Genomic DNA, 17,148 nt, shown 5'->3' with positions numbered 1-17,148 from the left:
TGACCGGAACCGGCGCCGCAGGGGACGGACACCGCACCCGGTTGTGAGCAGGCCGGGGCCCTGGACAGCGGCGTGCAGTCCGGCCTCGGCCTGCTGCCCGGTGCCGGGCACATGCCGATGTCCGAAGCGTGCGAAAACGACGGCAGCGAACCTGGGACACCTTGCTCAGTGCCGGTTTACAGCACCCTGCCGCGCCTGGCGGCGCGGGCGTAGTCGCGCAGGGATACCCCGATTGTGGCCCGCTGACGCAGGAACTCGTCGACGATGCTCTCGGTCACGTCGGAGTAGGTGATGTGCCAGTGGCCCAGCCCGTGCAGAGCGCTCTCGACGCAGGCGACGTTCTCACTGGACAGCGTGTCACGCATGACTCCGAGCAGCACCTCGTCGATCCTGTCCGCGACGGGGTCACCCGGCCTGCCCCAGGTGGGAAAGACGTCCCACCACATGTAGCAGATGCTATTCAGGGGATTTTCTACTGCATCGCCGTTATCGCCGTGACTCAACATGTTCTGACACAGAGGTTCGAACAACTGGGCGTACAACTGCCTGATCGCGGCGGCGCACCGCACTCGCAGGTTCTCGGGCACGGACGGGTTGTACAGCTCGCGGAACAGCTCGGAGTCGCCCGCGAGGAACCACAGGCCATCTGCGATCCGCTGGGTCGAGTACGTCTCCGCCACCCGACCGGCAGCGGTGAGGAATTCCGTCAGCGAGAGCACGCTGTCGAGGGGATCGTCCGGGAAGTCGCCGTCGTCCCGCAGGACGAACAAGCGCTGAGTCCACGCTTCGAGATCGGTTGCCACCCCCGAACTGTCTCACCCCACCGGCGGCATGCATAGCTGCTCAAACCCCGCCGAGTGCCCTGGGCCGCCCGCCCGGGTGCGAGTGCGAATCACCCCGAGGATGTGACCACCGTCGGGAGCCGAGATGAACCGGCCACGACACAATGCACGAGGCCCCGGAGGCGGCCACTGCGCTGCTACTCGGCGAAGGCATCGCGGGTGCATCGAGGCACAGACGACAGGCTTGTCACTGAGGGCTGCACAAGCCCGGTTCATCCGGCCCCAATATTCATGCCGTCGTCTGGGGCCACGGCGGGAGACACTCACTCCGCGCGTGTGACCGACGGCAGGCGCAGCCCTGCGATGAGGAGTCCGGCCAGGCGGCGCGCGTCGTAGTGCGGGTCGTTTTCCGCGCCGATGCAGAGGTTTCCGACGCCGCGCATGAGTGCGATGGCCGGGATGTCGGAGCGGATCTCGCCGGCGGCGGCCGCGGCGTCGAGCAGCCGGGTGCACACGGGCACGAGCCGGTCGAGGAAGTAGGCGTGCAGGGCGTCGAAGCCGGCGTCGTCGGAGCGCAGCACGGCGGCCAGCCCGTGCTTGGTGACCAGGAAGTCGACGAAGAGGCCGATCCATTGCTCCAGCGCGGCGTAAGGGGTCGCGCTGGTCTCCAGCAGGGCCGGCCCGGCCTCGGCGCAGGCCTCGACCTGATGCCGGTAGACGGCGATGATGAGGTCCGCTCGCGTCGGGAAGTGGCGGTAGATCGTGGCCGTCCCGACGCCGGCCTTGGCCGCGATGTCGCGTACGGGCGCGTCCACGCCGGAGGCGACGAAGACCGCGGCGGCCGCGTCGAGCAGGGTCTTCTCGTTGCGCCGTGCGTCCGCCCGTCTGGGCCGGGCCGGACGCCCCGCGCCCCGGTCGCTGTCGTTCATCGCGCGGCTCCCTCCACTACCCGGGTTGCTAAACGGGACATGGTTCCGTATTGTCAAAACGGGACACGGTCCCGTTTGCTCATGATGCCAGAGCAGGGGGCCGGCGACCAAGCCGTGCGTGGCCACCACGCTTCCGCATCCCCTCCCGCTTGAACCTCGGTGGCGCACCTCACTCCGGCGCTGCCGCTGTTCGAAAGGACCGACGACCCCAATGCCGCTTACCCTCCGCCCCAGTTTCGGGATCATGACCGCCCCGCAACAGGTCGGCTACCACGACGTCCTGCGGGTCTGGCACGAGGCGGACACGATCCCGGAGATCGAGCACGCGTGGCTGTTCGATCACCTCATGCCGATCGGCGGCGACCCGGACGGGCCGGCCTACGAAGGCTGGACGCTGCTCGCGGCCCTCGCCGCGCAGACGCGGCGGCTGCGGCTCGGCGTGATGGTGACCAGCAACCGGTTCCGGCCGCCCGCGATGCTGGCCAAGATCGCCGCGACCGTCGACGACATCTGCGGCGGACGGCTCGACTTCGGCATCGGCGCCGGCTCACGGCCCGGCCACCCGCTGGCCCGGCGTGAGTACGAAGCACACGGCCTGCCCTTCCACGACGCCGCGCACGCCGTGGGAAGCCTCGCCGAGGCCTGCACGGTGATCAGGCGGCTGTGGACCGAGGCCGAACCGTTCGACTTCAACGGCACCTACGTCCGGCTCACCGGAGCGTTCTGCAACCCCAAACCCGTCCAGCGCCCCCATCCGCCGATCCTCATCGGCGGACGCTCGTCTGCGACGCTGCGCGTGGTCGCCGAACACGCCGATCTGTGGAACATCCCCGGCGGCGACATCGACGACGTCGTCCGCCGCAGCGCACTGCTCGACCGCTACTGCGCCGAGATCGGCCGCGACCCCGCCTCCATCACCCGTTCGATCCACCTGCCCGTCTCCTACGACCAGCCCGGCCCCACCCGGGAAGCGATCGGCGAGGCGATCGACGCGGGCTTCCGGCACATCGTGCTCGGACTGCCGACGCCCTACCCCGACGGCGTCGCACGGTGGGTCGCCGACGAGCTCATCACCTCGCGAACTACCTGAAAGGAAGACCAATCCATGAGCGAAGCAACCTTGGCGGTTCCCGATCTGGCCGTCAGCGCGCCCAATCCGGTCGTCTCGGTGAAGCCGGTGGTGCTGCCGGCCCCCGGCCGTGGCGAGGATCTGCGCGTACGCGTGTCCGCGCCGACGATCGGGCGCGAGCTGCCGGTCATCGTCTTCTCGCACGGCTTCGGCGGATCGCTGGACGGCTACGGCCCTCTGGTCGACTTCTGGACCGCCCATGGCTTCGTGGTGATCCAGCCCACCCACCTCGACTCGAGGACGCTGGACCTTGCTCCCGACGATCCCCGTACGCCGCTGATCTGGCGTTTCCGGGTCGAGGACCTGAAGCGCGTCCTCGACGGGCTGGAGCTCATCGAGGATTCCGTTCCCGGCCTCAACGGGCGTTTCGACCGAGGCCGCATCGCAGTTGCCGGACACTCCTGGGGCGCCCAGACGGCGAGCATGCTCCTGGGCGCGCGCGTCCTCGATGCCGAGGGCGAGCCGGGAGAGGACATGTCCGATTCACGGATCAAAGCGGGTGTGCTGCTCGCCCTTCCCGGGCTGGGCGGAGCGGACCTGACTCCGTTCGCCGCCGAACACTTCCCGTTCATGAACCCGAGCTTCGCGGAGATGACCACACCGGCCCTCCTGGTCGCGGGAGATCGCGACCAGTCCCTGCTGTCGGTCCGGGGGCCGGACTGGTTCACCGACGCGTACTTCTTGAGCCCGGGCGGCAAGAGCCTGCTCACGCTGTTCGGAGCGGAACACTCGCTCGGCGGGATCTCCGGATACAACGTCACGGAGACGACGGACGAGAACCCCGGACGAGTCGCCCTGATCCGGCGGCTCACGTGGGCCTACCTTCGCACCGCGCTCGGCCTCGAGGATTCGAGCTGGCCTGCGGCGCGTGCCGCTCTGGCGGAGGCCGGCGATCCGCTGGGCCGGATCGAATCACGGTGAATCCCTGACAAACCACCGAGCGCACTTTCACCGGGCGAGCTCACGCTCCGAACGGAGAGCCTGCGTACCTCCGGCGTGGAGATCTACTCGTCTGTTCCGGGAGCGGTACCGGCGGCGCGGTCAGTAGGGGGACGCCGAGTTGCTCTGGGCCCAGAGCAACTCGGCGTCCGAGCCTGCCGGGGGTGGCGCGATCCCATTGATCATCCAGAGGTCCTCGCTGGTCTCGTCGACGTGGAACTCCCAGTGCAGCCCTGCGTTCCGTTCGAGGTGAGGCTGCAGCATGCCCTTGATCCACTGGGCGGTCCTGCGCCGGCTCTCCCGATCGGGGTTGTGGCGGGCGATGTGGTCGACGACGATGCGGACCCCCACCGGAGTGGGCTCCCCGCCGACGTAGAAATCCTCGGACCGGGTCTCGTGGAACAGCGTGATCACATAGAACCGGGGCAGCCCGATCCGTTCGTAGTGGTCGGCGATACGGGAGGCGAGTTGGTGCTTCTCCTCGTCGGTGAAGATTCCGGGCGTGTGATGAATGGTCCACAGTGGCATGGCGGTTCCCTACTCCGTCAGGTGTCGGGATGCGATGTCAGCGGGCGGCCGAGATGGTCAGGCGCTCCACGGGGCCGGACAGCGCCGCCTTGGCGGTGACGGTGACGTCGTCGGCGAGGACCTCCGTGGCCCCGGCCTCCAGGCCGTCGACGATCCGCGCGGCCACCTCGGCCGGCGTCGCCTTCGGCAGCTCGATGGCGGAGACCATTTCGGTGTCGATGAACCCCGCGTGGACTCCGACGACCTGGGTGTTCTGCCGCGCCAGCTCGAGCCGGAGCGAGTTCGTCAGGGACCACGCCGCCGCCTTGGACGCCCCGTAGGCGCCGCTGCCGGCCAGCCAGGACAGCACGGAGTGCATGTTCACCAGTGCGCCGCCGCCGTTCGCGGCCAGGATCGGCGCGAACGCCCGTGCCATCCGCAGCGGCCCGAAGACGTTGACGTCGAACGTCTCGGTGGCGCGTTCGAAGTCGCCCGTCAGCAGTGGAGCCGGCAGCAGGATCCCGGCGTTGTTGAACACGATCTCGACGTCGGTGGCGACCTCCGCGAGGGCGGCGACCGACGCCGCCGAGCGGACCTCCAGCTCGGCGGTGACCACCTCCGGACGGTCGTCGGTGTACGCCGAGCGCGCGGTCGAATACACCTTTCGCGCCCCGCGCGCCAGCACCTCGTCGACCAGCGCCGCGCCGAGTCCACGTCGGCCCCCGGTCACCACGACCACCTTGCCCGCTACCGCGACCACAGCCGCCCCCCTGAGTAACGATTCCGTTAGTGAGACGATTCAAGCACGCCCGGCTGGATAACGCAAGCGTTAGTTACAATGGTTGGGTGACGATGGAGTTCGAGGAACGGCTGCGCGACCGGGATGCGTGGTCGATCGGCGACGGATGCTCGGCGGGGCGGGTGCTGGACCTGCTCAGCACCAAGACGGTGTTCCTGGTGGTCCGCGAATGCTTTTACGGCACAACCAGGTTTGACGACTTCGTGGCGCGGATCGGGGCCTCGGCGCCTGCGGTGTCGCGGGCACTCAAACAGCTGAAGGCCGCGGGCATCGTCGCGCCTGTCGTCTATCGGGAGCCGGGGAGCCGGGCCCGCGACGAGTACCGGCTGACCGAGGCCGGTGAGGACCTGCTGCCGGTGTTTCTGTCGCTGGTGCAGTGGGGCGACACGTACCTACAGGAAGGCCGCCCGCCCCTGTCGTTCGTCGAGGCCGACACCGGCCGCCCGATACGGGTCCGCGTAACCGCCGAGCCGGCGCCGGAGACGGCGTGTGACGACATCGAGATTCGGCTGAACCTCGCCTGGCAGCGCGACTAGCGACTTTGAGGCCGTTGGCGAAGCCGTTGGAGGACCGGGGCGGCGGGCGCCGCTTCCGCAGGTGATCGCTCCCAGCCGGCCGGTGAGCCCGGTGATGCGGAGCTGGTAGCGCTCCAGCAGCCCTGGCACCTGTTCACGGAGCGGGTAGTTCCACAGTGATGCGGATGCCGCCGGCAGAGCGCGGGGTGAGGGTGAGCGTTCCGTCGTGTGCCTGGGTGATGGTTTTGACGATTGCCAGGCCGAGGCCGACGCCCGCATGGTCGGTGTGTATGCGCTCGGTGCCGCGCCGGAATGGTTCGGTGAGCGTCGAGACCAGCTGTGGAGTGAGCTTCTCGCCGGTGTTCTCGACAGTGAGCACCACAGTCTTGGGGCGGACGCTGGTATTCACCCACACGGTGCCCTGTTCAGGCAGGTTGTGGACGATCGCGTTCTGCACGAGGTTCATGGTCAGCTGCAGCAGGAGCGCTTGCGATCCGATGGCGGGGGTGATGTCACCGGAGGTCTCGATGGTGACGCCGCGCTTTTCCGCCAGGGGGAGGAGCGTCTCGGCGGCTTCTTCCGCCAGGAGAGACAGGTCGACCTGTTCCCGGGTGAAGGACCGCTGGTCGGCGCGGCTGAGCAGGAGCAATGCTTCAGTGAGGTCGATCGCCCGGGTGTTGACGGCGTGGAGGCGTTCGATGACTTCGCCGGTGTCGTGGTTCGGATCGGTGCGGGCCACGTCGAGAAGTGCCTTCGAGATCGCCAGCGGGGTGCGCAGTTCGTGAGAGGCGTTGGCTGCGAATCTCCGCTGTTCGGCGACGTGCGCTTCGAGCCGCTCGAGCATGCCGTCGAAGACGTCGGCGAGTTCGCGGAACTCGTCTTTGTGGCCCGGTAGCCGGATTCGGTGGGAGAGTGACCCCTTCGTGGCCATGCGTGTGGCGTCCGTGATGCGGGTCAGCGGGGCGAGCATCCGGCCGGCGAGGATCCACCCGCCGACGAGGCCGAACATCAGCAGGAAGAACAGCACCGCGCCCGCGGCCGACGCGAAGTCGCGCAGGAGGGTCGAGCGGACCAGCACTCCCCCGGGGACACTTGTGTAGTCGGGCAGGTGGCGAAGGGTGAAGATCCACACCGCCGCGAGCAGCAGAGCGCCGGCGAGCATGAGGAATCCGGCGTAGCTGAGGGTGAGTTTGAGGCGAACGCTCAGCCCGGGCGCTCTATCCACGGTCGCCTCCCTCGTGCCCGGCCTCTGGTTGCGTGTCGATGCGGTAGCCGACGCCGGGAACGGTGGCGATGATCCAGGGTTCGCCGAGTCGCTTGCGCAGTGCCGAGACCGTGATGCGCACGGCGTTGGTGAACGGGTCGGCGTTCTCATCCCACGCCCGCTCCAGGAGTTCTTCGGCGCTGACGACACCGCCTTCGGCGGCGACGAGGACTTCGAGCACGGCGAACTGCTTCCTGGTCAGCGCGACATAGCGGCCGTCCCGGTAGACCTCTCTGCGGAACGGGTCCAGCCGCAGACCGGCGATCTCCCGCACAGGCGGCCTGTTGTGGGCACGTCTGCGGTCGAGTGCTCTGAGCCTGAGGACGAGCTCCCGCAGCTCGAAGGGCTTGGTGAGGTAGTCGTCGGCGCCGAGCTCGAACCCGGAGGCCTTGTCGTCGAGCCGGTCGGCAGCGGTGAGCATGAGGATCGGCATGCCGCTGCCGGAGGCGACGATGCGTTTGGCGACCTCGTCACCGGACGGCCCGGGGATGTCACGGTCGAGGACGGCGATGTCGTAGGCGTTGACGCTCAGCAGTTCCAGAGCGGTGTCACCGTCGCCCGCGATGTCGGACGCGATCGCTTCCAGGCGCAGGCCGGCGCGGATGGCTTCCGCGAGAAAAGGTTCGTCCTCGACGATCAACACACGCATACGATCGATGCTACGGGCCGGCGCATATCGTCGGTGTATGGAAAATTCCATACGTGCCGGCAACTTCCCGCTGCCTTGACTGGCAGCATGTCTCGAATACCAGCCTCGACACGGAAAGCGTTTCGCAAGAATTACTGGATTCTCGGCGTCGGCCTGATATTCGTCATTGCGATGATCGGCGCGGCCCTTGGCTGTCAGTCGCAGAATTCCTCGCCCTCCTCGGCCGCGTCGTGGTCCTCCCCCACCGCATCGCCGTCACATGTTCCTCGCAGTGCGCACCGTGGTTCGCCCGGCGAGAAAGGTCCTCGCGGTGAACAGCGTGGTCCGCTCGGCGAGGCCGACGGTGTCGTCCCCGACGGTGTCACCGTTTTCGACGACGCGATTCCGGCCGTGGCCAACCTCGATCCCGATCTCCTCACGGCGCTCCGCCGGGCCGCGACGGACGCCGCGAATGACAGAATCGAATTCTACGTCAATAGCGGCTGGCGTTCCCCGGCGTACCAGAATCAGCTTTTACGCGAAGCGGTCTCCAAGTACGGCTCTGAGAAAGAGGCCGCCCGATGGGTGGCAACCGCGGACACCTCGCTTCACGTGAAAGGGGAGGCGGTCGACATCGGGCACTCCGATGCCACGGTGTGGCTGTCGAAACACGGGGCCGAGTACGGGCTGTGCCAGATCTACAGGAACGAAACCTGGCACTACGAACTTCGCCCCGAAGCGATCGATCACGGCTGCCCGCGCATGTACGCCGACCCCACCCAGGACCCCCGGATGCGGAAGTGACTGACAGTATGCGACGACAGGCGCCGGTGGGCAGGGCAGAGTCAGGGCAGGGCGGCGTCGGCCGCCGGCGCGCGGGCGTCCGCCGGGCGATCCTGATCGGTTCCCGGCCGGAGCCCTGGAGGCGTGGCCTGGTGCTTGCAGCGCTGGCGCTGCTGCTGGGCCTGCTCATGCTGCTGCACGCGGAAATCCCGAACCGGCCCGGGAACCTCGGCAGCCTGGTGGAGACCTTCCTGCCATGGTTCGGCCTGGGCATTCCGATGCTGCTGGCCGGGGCGCTGTGGCGCCGCTCCGCCTCCGCGGTGGCCGCGCTGGTGCTGCCGGTGGTGGTGTGGGTGTACCTCTTCGGCGGGCAGTTCGTCGACAAGTCCCAGCCAGGTGCCGACCTGACCGTGGCCAGCCACAACGTCGGCGCCGCCAACCCCGACCCCGCCGGCACCGCCCGCGACCTGGCCGCCTTCGGGGCGGACGTGCTGGCGCTGGAGGAGCTGATCCCGCAGACCACGGGCACGTACGAGAAGGAACTGACGAAAACCTACCCCTACCACACTGTGCTGGGCACGGTCGGGCTGTGGAGCAAGCTGCCGCTGTCGGACACCCAGCCGATCGACATCATGAACTACGGGCCACTGGCGGAAGCGATACCGGCCGACAAGAAGATGGCCCCGAACCGGGCGCTGCGCACCACGGTGGCCACGGACCACGGGCCGCTGAGGGTGTATGTGGCCCACCTGGGGTCCGTACGGGTGAATCTCAAGGCGGGCTTTTGGACGGCCTCGCGGAACATCGGCGTCCAGGCGCTCGGCGAGGCCATCGCCGCCGAGAAGAACAAGCGGGTGGTGTTGCTCGGCGACCTGAACGGCACCATGGACGACCGCGCGTTCGCCGACATCACCTCGCAGATGCACTCGGCCCAGGACGCGGCCGGGGGCGGCTTCGGCTTCACCTGGCCGGCGTCCTTCCCGGTGGTGCGGGCCGACGAGATCCTGGTCTGCGGCGTTGAGCTGGAGAGCTCCAGAGTGCTGCCGGCCACCGGCAGCGACCACCTGCCGGTGGCGGCCGGAATCAGCTGGTGAACACCGCGCCCCGCCGGAACCGGAGCCCGCCGCCCCGTCGATCCGTCACCGACCGTTTGCCGATGACTACATCTTGCCTTAGCTAAGTTAGAAAGCTAAGTTGTGAGGCATGGAACGGAACCTCAGCCTCAATCTGCATGTGCTCACCGCCCGGCTGGACCGGGCCGCCGACCGGATCCTCCGGGCCGAGCACGACATCTCCTACAGCCGCTTCCTGGCGCTGACCCTGGTGGGAGAACTGGGGGCCTCGACGCAGCGGACCCTCGCCGAATACCTCGGCGTGACCGAGCCGTCGGTGAGCCGCATGACGGCCGTCCTCGCCGCCGACGGTCTTCTCGACGTGCAGCCCGACCCCGCCGGGGGGAACCGCCGGCGGCTGAGCCTCACCGACGAGGGAAAGCGGCGGGTGACTTCGATCCGGCGGGAGTTCGAGGACCGGCTGGCCGCGGTCGTCGCGGAGAGCGGCGTGCCGTACGCCGAGTACGCCGAGCACACCGCGCGGCTGCTGACGACGTTCGACCGGCTGGAGCGGGAGGCGGGCAAGTGAGCCGGAACATCGACATCCCGCCCTTACACCAGGGCACGGTCCGTTCGGCCGACGGCACGGCGATCGGTTATCGGACGATGGGCGCCGGGCCGGATCTCATCGTGCTCGGCGGCACGCTGCGGACCTCGGAGGACTACCTGCCGCTGGCCGCCACGCTGGCCCGCTCGTTCACGGTGCACGTCGTCGACCGGCGCGGACGTGGCGCCAGCGGCCCCCAGGGACCCGACTACTGCCTGGCCAAGGAAGTTGAGGATCTGCGGGCCGTCCAGGCCGCGACCGGGGCGCGACTGGCGTTCGGGCACAGCTACGGCGGGCTCGTCGTCCTCGAGACCGCGCGTACGTTCCCGCTGTTCGACCGCATAGCGGTCTACGAGCCCGGAGTGCCCTGCTCCCCCGTGCCGACCGGCTGGATGGCCCCGTTCCGGGAACGGCTGGCTACGGGCGACCATTACGGCGCGTTCGTCCACTTCATCCGAGGTTCCGGCGGCGCGCCGGCCTTCATGACCACGCTGCCGCACTGGTATCTGCGGACGGTGATGCGCCTGGTGTTGCGCGGGCCGAGTTGGGAGCGCATGCGGTCTCTTCTGGGGGAATGCCTGGCCGAGCACGAGCAGCTCGCCGCCCAGTATGGCCGGCTCGCCGAGTTCGCGGACGTCACCGCCCCGGTGCTGCTCCTCGTCGGCGGCCGTTCCAAGCCCGAGCACCGAGCGGAGTTCGCCATGGTCCGCGACACCCTTCCCGACGCCACCCTCGAAACCGTCGACGGTCTCGGCCATCTCTCGCCGACAGAACCGAGATCGGGCCCGGTCGTGGCCGAGCGGGCTCTGCCGTTCCTCCTGTGAGGATCAGGCCCATCGATCCCTCGGCATGGTGCCCACCGCCACCCTGGGCAACCACCTGCTCGGCCCTGAGGCGGGCAGCCTGCTGCACCCGCAGGCACGCGGGTCCATGGCCGTACGGCGCACGCGGTCGCCGGCGTCGTGCGCCCACGGCCCGCACCCGCCTGGAAGGACAGGAAGACAGCATCGGCTGAGCGGCACCGCCGGCTTCCGCGCACCAGCCGTGCGTGGTCGCCGTCACCGCAGGTCAAAATCATGTCCGTATCGCGGACGCCGATTGCTTAGGGTTCTGCCGTGAGAGACCTCCGCCTGTTGCCCAAGGCTCACCTGCACACCCACCTGGAAAGCACCGTCCGTCCCGCTACGATCCGCGATCTGGGAGGCGAGCCGCCCGTCCAGGACCGGCCGTTCACCGGTTTCAGGGAGTTCGCCGACCAACGGGCCACGGTGCGCGCGCTGCTGCGCGATTACGAGCACTTCCGTCGTATCGCCGAGGAGTTCTGCCAGGACGAGGCGGCCCAAGGCGTTCGCTACGCGGAGGTCACCTTCACGGCGGCGGCTCACGGGGAGCGTCTCGGCGATCCGGACATGCCGCTGGAGGCCGTGTTGGAGGGACTCGCCGCCGGCGCGGCGCGGTACGGCATCCAGACGCGGGTGATCCTGGACCACTCCCGCCGTCGCTCTGCCGAGCGGCTGTGGCGCAGCCTCAAGCTGGCCGCCCGGCACCCGCAGGTGATCGCCATCGGCCTGGCGGGAGACGAGTCCTATCCGGCGGCGCCGTTCGCCGAGGTGTTCCAGGCCGCCCGCGAGGCAGGGCTGCACCTGGTGCACCACGCCGGGGAGACGGCCGGCCCGGCCAGCGTCTGGGAGGTTTTGACGGTGGGGCACGCGGAGCGGATCGGCCATGGCATCCGCGTGCTGGAGGATCCGGATCTGGTTGCCGAGCTGCGCAGACGCCGCGTGCCGCTGGAAGTCTGCCCCTCCTCGAACGTCCTGCTCGGGCTGGTCCCGTCGCTGGCGGAGCATCCGCTGCCGCGCCTGGTCGAGGCCGGTCTGGTGGTCACCGTGAACACCGACGGGGAGACGTCGCTGGCGGCGGAGTACCAGCGCGCTCGGGAGACCTTCGGCTGCGGCGACGCCGAACTGGCGAACCTGGCCCGCGCCTCGGTCCAGGCCAGCTTCGCACCTGCGGAGGTGAAGGCACAGGTCAACGCCGAGATCGACCAATGGTTGAGCGGATGAGAGCCCGCTCCCCCGCATCGCGTCCCCAAGGCGAACCGCGGCCTGGGCCGACTCCGGGGCCGCGCGGACGGCGGGACGCTAGCCTGGTGCGGATCACGGAAAGGGGACGACCGGAATGGTGCTGGAGGGGACGGCCCGCGCACTGCTGCGCAGGCTGGCGGCCGAGCAGGCGGAGTCGCGGCTGCCGTCGGTGGTGGCGGCGATCGTGCGGGGCGGCGAGATCGCCTGGTTCGGGACGCGCGGCCGGGTCGGTGGAGAGCCGCCCACCCGGGACACCCAGTACCGTATCGGGTCCATCACCAAGACCTTCGTGGCGACCGCCGTCATGCGACTGCGCGACGAGGGCCGGCTCGACCTGCTGGACCCCCTGGACAAGCACGTGCCCGGCACACCGCTGGGCGACGTCACGGTCGCCCAGCTGCTGTCGCACAGCGGCGGGCTGACCGCCGAGTCGCCCGGCCAGTGGTGGGAGCGCACCCCGGGCGTGCCGGTGGGCGAGCTGGTCGCCGCGCTCGGCCCCGAATCCGCCCGGCACCGGCCCGGCCGCCGCTACCACTACTCCAACCTCGGGTTCGCCCTGCTCGGAGAGCTGGTCGCCCGCAAGCGGTCGGCGCCGTGGGACCAGGTCGTACGTGAGGAGATCCTGGAGCCGCTCGGCATGCGCGACACCACCCCGCGCCCCCGTGCGCCGCACGCCACCGGGTACGCCGTGCATCCCTGGGCCGACACGCTGCTGCCCGAGCCGGAAAACGACCACGGCGCGATGGCCCCCGCGGGGCAGATGTGGTCCACCGCCGCCGACCTGGCCCGCTGGGCGGCCTTCGTCGGCGGCGACACCGGCGAGGTGCTGCGCCCGGCCACGGTCGCCGAGATGCGCGAGCCGGCCGTCGTGGAGGACGGCGACACCTGGACCCGCGGCTACGGGCTCGGCCTGCAGCTCACCCGGCACACCGGGCCCGGCGGCCCGCGGCGGCTGGCCGGCCACACCGGGTCGATGCCCGGATTCCTCGCCACCGTGTGGGCCGACCCCGCCGATGGCGTGGCCGTGCTGTGGATGGCCAACACCACCTCGGGCGTGCGCAACCTCGACACCGCCCTGCTGGACATCCTGGCCGAGCACGAACCGCCGCTGCCGGCCGAGTGGTCGCCCTCCCCCGTGGACGAGGACCTGCTGGCGCTGACCGGGCCGTGGTACTGGGGGCCGACGCCGTACGTGCTGCGGGTCCTGCCCAACCGGGGCCTGTCGCTGACCCCGGTGAGCGGGCAGGGCCGCGCCTCCCGGTTCACCGCCCGGGCCGACGGCACCTGGGTGGGGCTCGACGGCTACTACGCCGGGGAGACCCTGCGGGTGGTCCGCTCCCCCGGCGGGGTGACTCATCTGGACCTCAACACGTTCATCTTCACGCGTGAGCCGTACGACCCGGCGGCCCCGGTGCCGGGCGGCGTCGACCCGGCCGGCTGGCGATGACCCGTCACGTGACCGGTCAGGTGGTGGCCAGCGCCACCGTCGGCGACAGGCGGGCCGCGCGCATCGCCGGATAGAGACCGGCGAGAGTGCCGATGACGAGCGTGGCGCCGATGGCGCCCGCGAACGCCCAGGCGGGGACCACCGGCGGCCAGTCGCGCGACAGCGCGTAGCCGGCGGTGGCCAGGGCGCCCAGCGCCGCGCCCGCGATCCCGCCGAGCGCCGACAGCAGCAGCGACTCCGCGAGGAACTGCAGGCGCACCTGCCCGCGGGTGGCGCCCAGCGAGCGGCGCAGGCCGATCTCCTTGCGCCGCTCCAGCACCGAGATCACCATCGTGTTGGCCACGCCGACCCCGCCGACCAGCAGCGCGACCGCGCCCAGGCCGAGCAGCAGGTTGGTGAACGCGCTCGCGGCCGCCGCCCGGGCCGCCAGCGCGTCGGAGGGCCTGCTGACCGTGACCTCCTCCGGGTTCTCCGGGTTGACCGTGCGCGGCAGCACGGCCCGTACGGCCTCCACCGACTCCTCGGCGGACCGCTCGTAGACGGTCGTCGGGTGGCCGTCGAAGCCCAGATACTTCTCGGCGGCCGGGAACCCGACGAGCGCCGAGCGCTCGATCTCCGGGGCGAGCGGCATCGGGCCCAGGACGCCGACGACGGTGAACCACCGTTCGCCCATCCAGACCTGTACGCCGATCCTGGTGATGCCGAGCCGTTCGGCGGCCTTGGCGCCCAGCACGACGGCGGGCCGCGCCTCGGTGGCGGCGTTGAGCCAGGCGCCCTTGACGACCCGGCCCTCCAGGGTGGTGAGCAGGTCGGCGGTCGCGGCCTGGACGGCGATGCCGCCGGTCACGGCCTTGGGGATGCGGTCGGTGCGGCGGATCGTGGTGTCGATCGTGCCGGTGGCCGAGGCCGTGCGGACCGGTCCGATGCGCCGGACCATGCCGAGCGCCTCCACGGGCAGCTTGGCCTCCTCGCCGAACATCGTCTGCCCCGGCGCGACGGTGAGCAGGTTGGTGCCGAGCCGGTCGAGCTGGCGCAGCAACTGCTCGCGGGAGGAGGACGAGATCCCCAGCACCGCGATCATCGTGGCGATGCCGATGGCGATGCCGAGCGCGGACAGCACCACCCGCGCGGGGCGGGTGCGCAGCCCGGCCGCGCCGGTCCGCAGGACGTCGGACGGCCCGAGCCTGGCGGGGGTCAGCCGTTGACGGGTCATCGTGGTGCTCCCTTCGCCGCCCCCGCGGTTTCGGCATTCGGCGCCTTTTCCGGGTTGAGCTTGGGGTTCGCTCCGGGAGGGCGGCGTCCGGCGCCCGCCCCGGCGTCGGCGACGACCCGGCCGTCGCGTACGCGCACCTGCCGGGGGCACCACTCGGCGATCTCGGAGTCGTGGGTGATGACCGCGATCGTGGTGCCGGCGGCATGCAGGTCGCGCAGGACGCCCAGCACCTCGGCGCCCGCCGCCGAGTCCAGGTTGCCGGTGGGCTCGTCGGCCAGCAGCAGCGGCGGGTCGCCCGCCACGGCGCGGGCCACCGCCACCCGCTGCTGCTCGCCGCCGGACAGCTGGTTGGGGCGGTGGCCCAGCCGGTGGCCGAGGCCCACCCGCTCCAGCGCGGCGGCGGCGCGTTCCCGCCGCGCCCGCAGCGGCGTGCCGGTGTACAGCAGACCGTCGGCGACGTTGTCCAGCGCGCTCACCCCGGGCGCGAGGTGGAACTGCTGGAAGACGAAGCCCAGGTGGCGGGCGCGCAGCGCGGACAGCTCGCGGTCGGAAAGCCCTGCCACGTCGTGCCCGGCGATCCGTACGGTGCCCGTGGTGGGCCGGTCCAGGGTCCCGATCAGGTGCAGCAGGGTCGACTTGCCGGAGCCTGACGGCCCGGCGATGGCGACCAGTTCGCCGCGTTCGACCAGCAGGTCCACTCCGCGCAGGGCCCGCACGCCGCCGCCGTACTCCTTGGTCACCTCGCGCAGCTCCACCACGTAGGGCTGCTCGGGCCGCGGGATGCTCATGTGGCGGGCACCCCGACCTTCATGCCCTCGGCGAGCCCGGCGCCGGTGATCTCGACCATGCCGCTGCCGAAGGCGCCGAGCTCCACCGGGACCACGCGGGTGGAGGGGCCCTCGACCACCTCGACGCCGAAGCCGCCCTCGCGCAGGGCCAGCAACGCCTCCACCGGCACGGCCAGCACGTTCTCGCGCCGTTCGCTGACCAGTTCCACCTCGACCGGGGCCTTGTCGAGGCGGGTCTTGGGGGTCTTGCTCAGGGTGATGTCGACGTCGATGGTGCTGCCCTCGTCCTGGCCCTGCCCGGACGGGACGGCCTCGGCCACCGTGCCGACCGAGGTGATCTTCCCGGTGACCCGCTCGCCGCCGGGGAGTTCCACGGTGACCTTGGCGCCCTTCCTGGCGAGCGACTGGTCGTCGGTGGACAGGTCCACGTGCACCAGCCGCCGTACGCCCGACACGGTGAGAGCCGGACGACCGGGGGTGGTCCTGTCGCCGAGCTCGACCTTGGCGTCGGTCACCCGGGCGGCGGCGGGCAGGAAGACCACCTGGGAGGCGTCCACCTGCCCGGTCTCGGGCAGCCCGGCGTCGTCCTGCCACTCCTTGACGGCCAGGTAGGTGGCGTAGCTGAAGTGGTCGTCCACGGTCAGGTCGTCGCCGTAGCCGAGGACCTTGAGGTTGCGTTCGAGCTGCTCGACGTCCGGGCCGTCGTCGACGCCCTGGCGCAGCGGGCGGTACATCGGCAGCGAGCCGTACATGAGGACCACCGGCCTGCGGTCGACCCTGAGCAGCGCGCGGCCGCGCCGGACGACCGCGCCCTCGGGGGGCACCCAGGTCACGGTGCCGGAGGCGTCGGTGCTGACCTGCCGCTCGCCGGAGTAGGTGAGCGACCCCTCGACGGTCTTGGTGTCGACCAGGTCCTGGCGGGTGATCGACGCGGTGGCGGGGACTGGGGGCGAAGACGGCTCAGCCGCGCCGGCGCCGTCGCCGCCCGCCATGGCGACAGCCGTTCCCGCGGCGGCCAGGGCGAGGACTCCGGCGCCCGCGACCACGAGGCCCTTCCTCACGGCTTCCTCCCCGGCGCGAACTCCTCGCAGGCCTTCTGCGCCTCTTCCATCGCCTTCTCCTGGCCCGGTTTGATCTTGACCTGGAGCCCCTTTCCGGGTTCGGGGTCGGGCATGTCGACGCCGTGCTCGCGCATGCACTGGGCGAACTTGAGCATCCGGTCGCGCGCCTGGGGATCGTCGCCGCCGAGCTTGTCGCCGACCGCGTCCTTCATGAAGTGCTGGCAGGCCTGCATGGCCTTCTGCATCGAGGCCTCGTCGCCCTTCTTGCTCATGATCCGGACGCGGCCGTCGGGATCGGGGTCGGGCATGTCCACGCCGTGCTCGCGCATGCACTGGGCGAACTTGAGCTGGGCCTCCTGGCGGTCCACCGTGCTCGTGGCGGACGGCCTGGCCGCGGCGCCTGACGCGGTGCCCGACGTGGCGCCGCCCGCGCTGGCGATCCCGTCGTCCGCGGGGGCCGCGCCGCAGCCGGTCAGTGCCAGGGCGAGCCCCAATGTGAGCCCCAGTGTGAGCCCCAGTGCCGGGCCCACGGCGCGCAGCGGTCGTAAGCGCATGGGTCGTTCCTCCTCTGTCGCTCTTCTCATCCAGGGCGTTCGCCCGGGACGGGGCCCAACTCCAGCG

The 17,148-nt window shown here is 70.5% G+C and carries 19 protein-coding genes; 9 read left to right on the top strand and 10 right to left on the bottom strand.

The features are described from left to right. Window positions 1-176: 176 nt before the first annotated feature. Window positions 177-803, bottom strand: coding sequence for a hypothetical protein (locus tag IL992_RS26535; protein WP_193206096.1), 627 nt, complete (start codon window positions 801-803; stop codon window positions 177-179). Between the two features lie 302 nt (window positions 804-1,105). Then, window positions 1,106-1,711, bottom strand: coding sequence for a TetR/AcrR family transcriptional regulator (locus IL992_RS26530; RefSeq protein ID WP_193206095.1), 606 nt, complete (start codon window positions 1,709-1,711; stop codon window positions 1,106-1,108). Between the two features lie 244 nt (window positions 1,712-1,955). On the opposite strand from IL992_RS26530, the gene IL992_RS26525 reads away from it, so the two are divergent. Further along, on the top strand, window positions 1,956-2,801 hold the full coding sequence (locus tag IL992_RS26525; RefSeq protein WP_226873829.1) for an LLM class flavin-dependent oxidoreductase: 846 nt from the start codon (window positions 1,956-1,958) through the stop codon (window positions 2,799-2,801). A 15-nt stretch (window positions 2,802-2,816) separates the two neighbouring features. Beyond that, window positions 2,817-3,761 (top strand): alpha/beta hydrolase family protein, encoded by a 945-nt coding sequence (locus tag IL992_RS26520; RefSeq protein WP_226873828.1) that lies wholly within the window; start codon window positions 2,817-2,819, stop codon window positions 3,759-3,761. A 120-nt stretch (window positions 3,762-3,881) separates the two neighbouring features. Here IL992_RS26520 and IL992_RS26515 read toward each other — a convergent pair whose 3' ends face one another. Further along, entirely contained in the window at window positions 3,882-4,307 is a 426-nt protein-coding gene (locus IL992_RS26515; protein WP_193206093.1) for a tautomerase family protein, read from the bottom strand. A gap of 37 nt (window positions 4,308-4,344) precedes the next feature. Further along, complete coding sequence (locus IL992_RS26510; protein ID WP_193206092.1) at window positions 4,345-5,046, bottom strand: SDR family oxidoreductase; 702 nt, start codon at window positions 5,044-5,046, stop codon at window positions 4,345-4,347. 92 nt (window positions 5,047-5,138) lie between these two features. Here IL992_RS26510 and IL992_RS26505 point away from each other — a divergent pair, with 92 nt between their 5' ends. Further along, window positions 5,139-5,621, top strand: coding sequence for a winged helix-turn-helix transcriptional regulator (locus IL992_RS26505; RefSeq protein WP_193206263.1), 483 nt, complete (start codon window positions 5,139-5,141; stop codon window positions 5,619-5,621). 133 nt (window positions 5,622-5,754) lie between these two features. Here IL992_RS26505 and IL992_RS26500 read toward each other — a convergent pair whose 3' ends face one another. After that, the gene (locus tag IL992_RS26500; RefSeq protein ID WP_319018837.1) at window positions 5,755-6,762 is read right to left on the bottom strand and encodes a sensor histidine kinase; all 1,008 of its coding nucleotides are present in this window, start codon (window positions 6,760-6,762) and stop codon (window positions 5,755-5,757) included. Between the two features lie 55 nt (window positions 6,763-6,817). Next, window positions 6,818-7,513, bottom strand: coding sequence for a response regulator transcription factor (locus IL992_RS26495; protein ID WP_193206090.1), 696 nt, complete (start codon window positions 7,511-7,513; stop codon window positions 6,818-6,820). An 87-nt stretch (window positions 7,514-7,600) separates the two neighbouring features. Between IL992_RS26495 and IL992_RS26490 the strand changes: the two genes are divergently transcribed. From IL992_RS26490 to IL992_RS26465, 6 genes are all read left to right on the top strand, one after another. Then, window positions 7,601-8,296 carry a M15 family metallopeptidase gene (locus IL992_RS26490; protein WP_193206089.1) on the top strand — a complete coding sequence of 232 codons (696 nt, stop codon included), beginning with the start codon at window positions 7,601-7,603 and terminating at the stop codon, window positions 8,294-8,296. After that, window positions 8,293-9,369, top strand: a complete 1,077-nt coding sequence (locus tag IL992_RS26485) for an endonuclease/exonuclease/phosphatase family protein (RefSeq protein ID WP_193206088.1) — start codon at window positions 8,293-8,295, stop codon at window positions 9,367-9,369. The genes IL992_RS26490 and IL992_RS26485 overlap by 4 nt, the downstream gene beginning before the upstream one ends. A gap of 109 nt (window positions 9,370-9,478) precedes the next feature. Then, a complete protein-coding gene (locus IL992_RS26480; protein WP_193206087.1) occupies window positions 9,479-9,916 on the top strand; it encodes a MarR family winged helix-turn-helix transcriptional regulator in 438 nt (145 codons plus the stop codon). After that, window positions 9,913-10,758 (top strand): alpha/beta fold hydrolase, encoded by an 846-nt coding sequence (locus IL992_RS26475; RefSeq protein WP_193206086.1) that lies wholly within the window; start codon window positions 9,913-9,915, stop codon window positions 10,756-10,758. Before IL992_RS26480 ends, IL992_RS26475 begins: the two co-directional genes overlap by 4 nt. A 291-nt stretch (window positions 10,759-11,049) precedes the next feature. Continuing rightward, window positions 11,050-11,997 (top strand): adenosine deaminase, encoded by a 948-nt coding sequence (gene add / locus IL992_RS26470; RefSeq protein ID WP_193206085.1) that lies wholly within the window; start codon window positions 11,050-11,052, stop codon window positions 11,995-11,997. Window positions 11,998-12,112: 115 nt separating this feature from the next. After that, on the top strand, window positions 12,113-13,465 hold the full coding sequence (locus tag IL992_RS26465; protein WP_193206084.1) for a serine hydrolase domain-containing protein: 1,353 nt from the start codon (window positions 12,113-12,115) through the stop codon (window positions 13,463-13,465). Between the two features lie 16 nt (window positions 13,466-13,481). Here the strand turns inward: IL992_RS26465 and IL992_RS26460 are convergent, their stop codons facing one another. The 4 genes from IL992_RS26460 to IL992_RS26445 are packed head-to-tail and all read right to left on the bottom strand — an operon-like array spanning window position 13,482 to window position 17,081. Further along, the gene (locus tag IL992_RS26460; RefSeq protein WP_193206083.1) at window positions 13,482-14,678 is read right to left on the bottom strand and encodes an ABC transporter permease; all 1,197 of its coding nucleotides are present in this window, start codon (window positions 14,676-14,678) and stop codon (window positions 13,482-13,484) included. After that, the gene (locus tag IL992_RS26455; RefSeq protein ID WP_193206082.1) at window positions 14,675-15,466 is read right to left on the bottom strand and encodes an ABC transporter ATP-binding protein; all 792 of its coding nucleotides are present in this window, start codon (window positions 15,464-15,466) and stop codon (window positions 14,675-14,677) included. Before IL992_RS26455 ends, IL992_RS26460 begins: the two co-directional genes overlap by 4 nt. Further along, window positions 15,463-16,527, bottom strand: a complete 1,065-nt coding sequence (locus tag IL992_RS26450) for an efflux RND transporter periplasmic adaptor subunit (RefSeq protein ID WP_319018835.1) — start codon at window positions 16,525-16,527, stop codon at window positions 15,463-15,465. The genes IL992_RS26455 and IL992_RS26450 overlap by 4 nt, the downstream gene beginning before the upstream one ends. After that, window positions 16,524-17,081, bottom strand: coding sequence for a hypothetical protein (locus IL992_RS26445; protein ID WP_193206081.1), 558 nt, complete (start codon window positions 17,079-17,081; stop codon window positions 16,524-16,526). Before IL992_RS26445 ends, IL992_RS26450 begins: the two co-directional genes overlap by 4 nt. Between the last annotated feature and the right edge of the window lie 67 nt (window positions 17,082-17,148).

It is taken from the genome of Microbispora sitophila, from assembly GCF_014892245.1.
GTDB lineage: Bacteria > Actinomycetota > Actinomycetes > Streptosporangiales > Streptosporangiaceae > Microbispora > Microbispora siamensis.
Note: the sequence above shows the minus strand (reverse complement) of the source record. Positions and strands in the feature narration are given on the sequence as shown.

Excerpts from the sequence above, each read along its gene's own strand:
- IL992_RS26525 (WP_226873829.1), top strand. The coding sequence starts at position 1,956 with ATGACCGCCCCGCAACAGGTCGGCTACCACGACGTCCTGCGGGTCTGG.
- IL992_RS26465 (WP_193206084.1), top strand. The coding sequence starts at position 12,113 with ATGGTGCTGGAGGGGACGGCCCGCGCACTGCTGCGCAGGCTGGCGGCC.
- IL992_RS26515 (WP_193206093.1), bottom strand. The coding sequence starts at position 4,307 with ATGCCACTGTGGACCATTCATCACACGCCCGGAATCTTCACCGACGAG.
- IL992_RS26480 (WP_193206087.1), top strand. The coding sequence starts at position 9,479 with ATGGAACGGAACCTCAGCCTCAATCTGCATGTGCTCACCGCCCGGCTG.
- IL992_RS26520 (WP_226873828.1), top strand. The coding sequence starts at position 2,817 with ATGAGCGAAGCAACCTTGGCGGTTCCCGATCTGGCCGTCAGCGCGCCC.
- IL992_RS26495 (WP_193206090.1), bottom strand. The coding sequence starts at position 7,513 with ATGCGTGTGTTGATCGTCGAGGACGAACCTTTTCTCGCGGAAGCCATC.
- IL992_RS26460 (WP_193206083.1), bottom strand. The coding sequence starts at position 14,678 with ATGACCCGTCAACGGCTGACCCCCGCCAGGCTCGGGCCGTCCGACGTC.
- IL992_RS26500 (WP_319018837.1), bottom strand. The coding sequence starts at position 6,762 with ATGCTCGCCGGCGCTCTGCTGCTCGCGGCGGTGTGGATCTTCACCCTT.
- IL992_RS26490 (WP_193206089.1), top strand. The coding sequence starts at position 7,601 with ATGTCTCGAATACCAGCCTCGACACGGAAAGCGTTTCGCAAGAATTAC.
- IL992_RS26445 (WP_193206081.1), bottom strand. The coding sequence starts at position 17,081 with ATGCGCTTACGACCGCTGCGCGCCGTGGGCCCGGCACTGGGGCTCACA.
- IL992_RS26530 (WP_193206095.1), bottom strand. The coding sequence starts at position 1,711 with ATGAACGACAGCGACCGGGGCGCGGGGCGTCCGGCCCGGCCCAGACGG.
- IL992_RS26505 (WP_193206263.1), top strand. The coding sequence starts at position 5,139 with ATGGAGTTCGAGGAACGGCTGCGCGACCGGGATGCGTGGTCGATCGGC.
- IL992_RS26455 (WP_193206082.1), bottom strand. The coding sequence starts at position 15,466 with ATGAGCATCCCGCGGCCCGAGCAGCCCTACGTGGTGGAGCTGCGCGAG.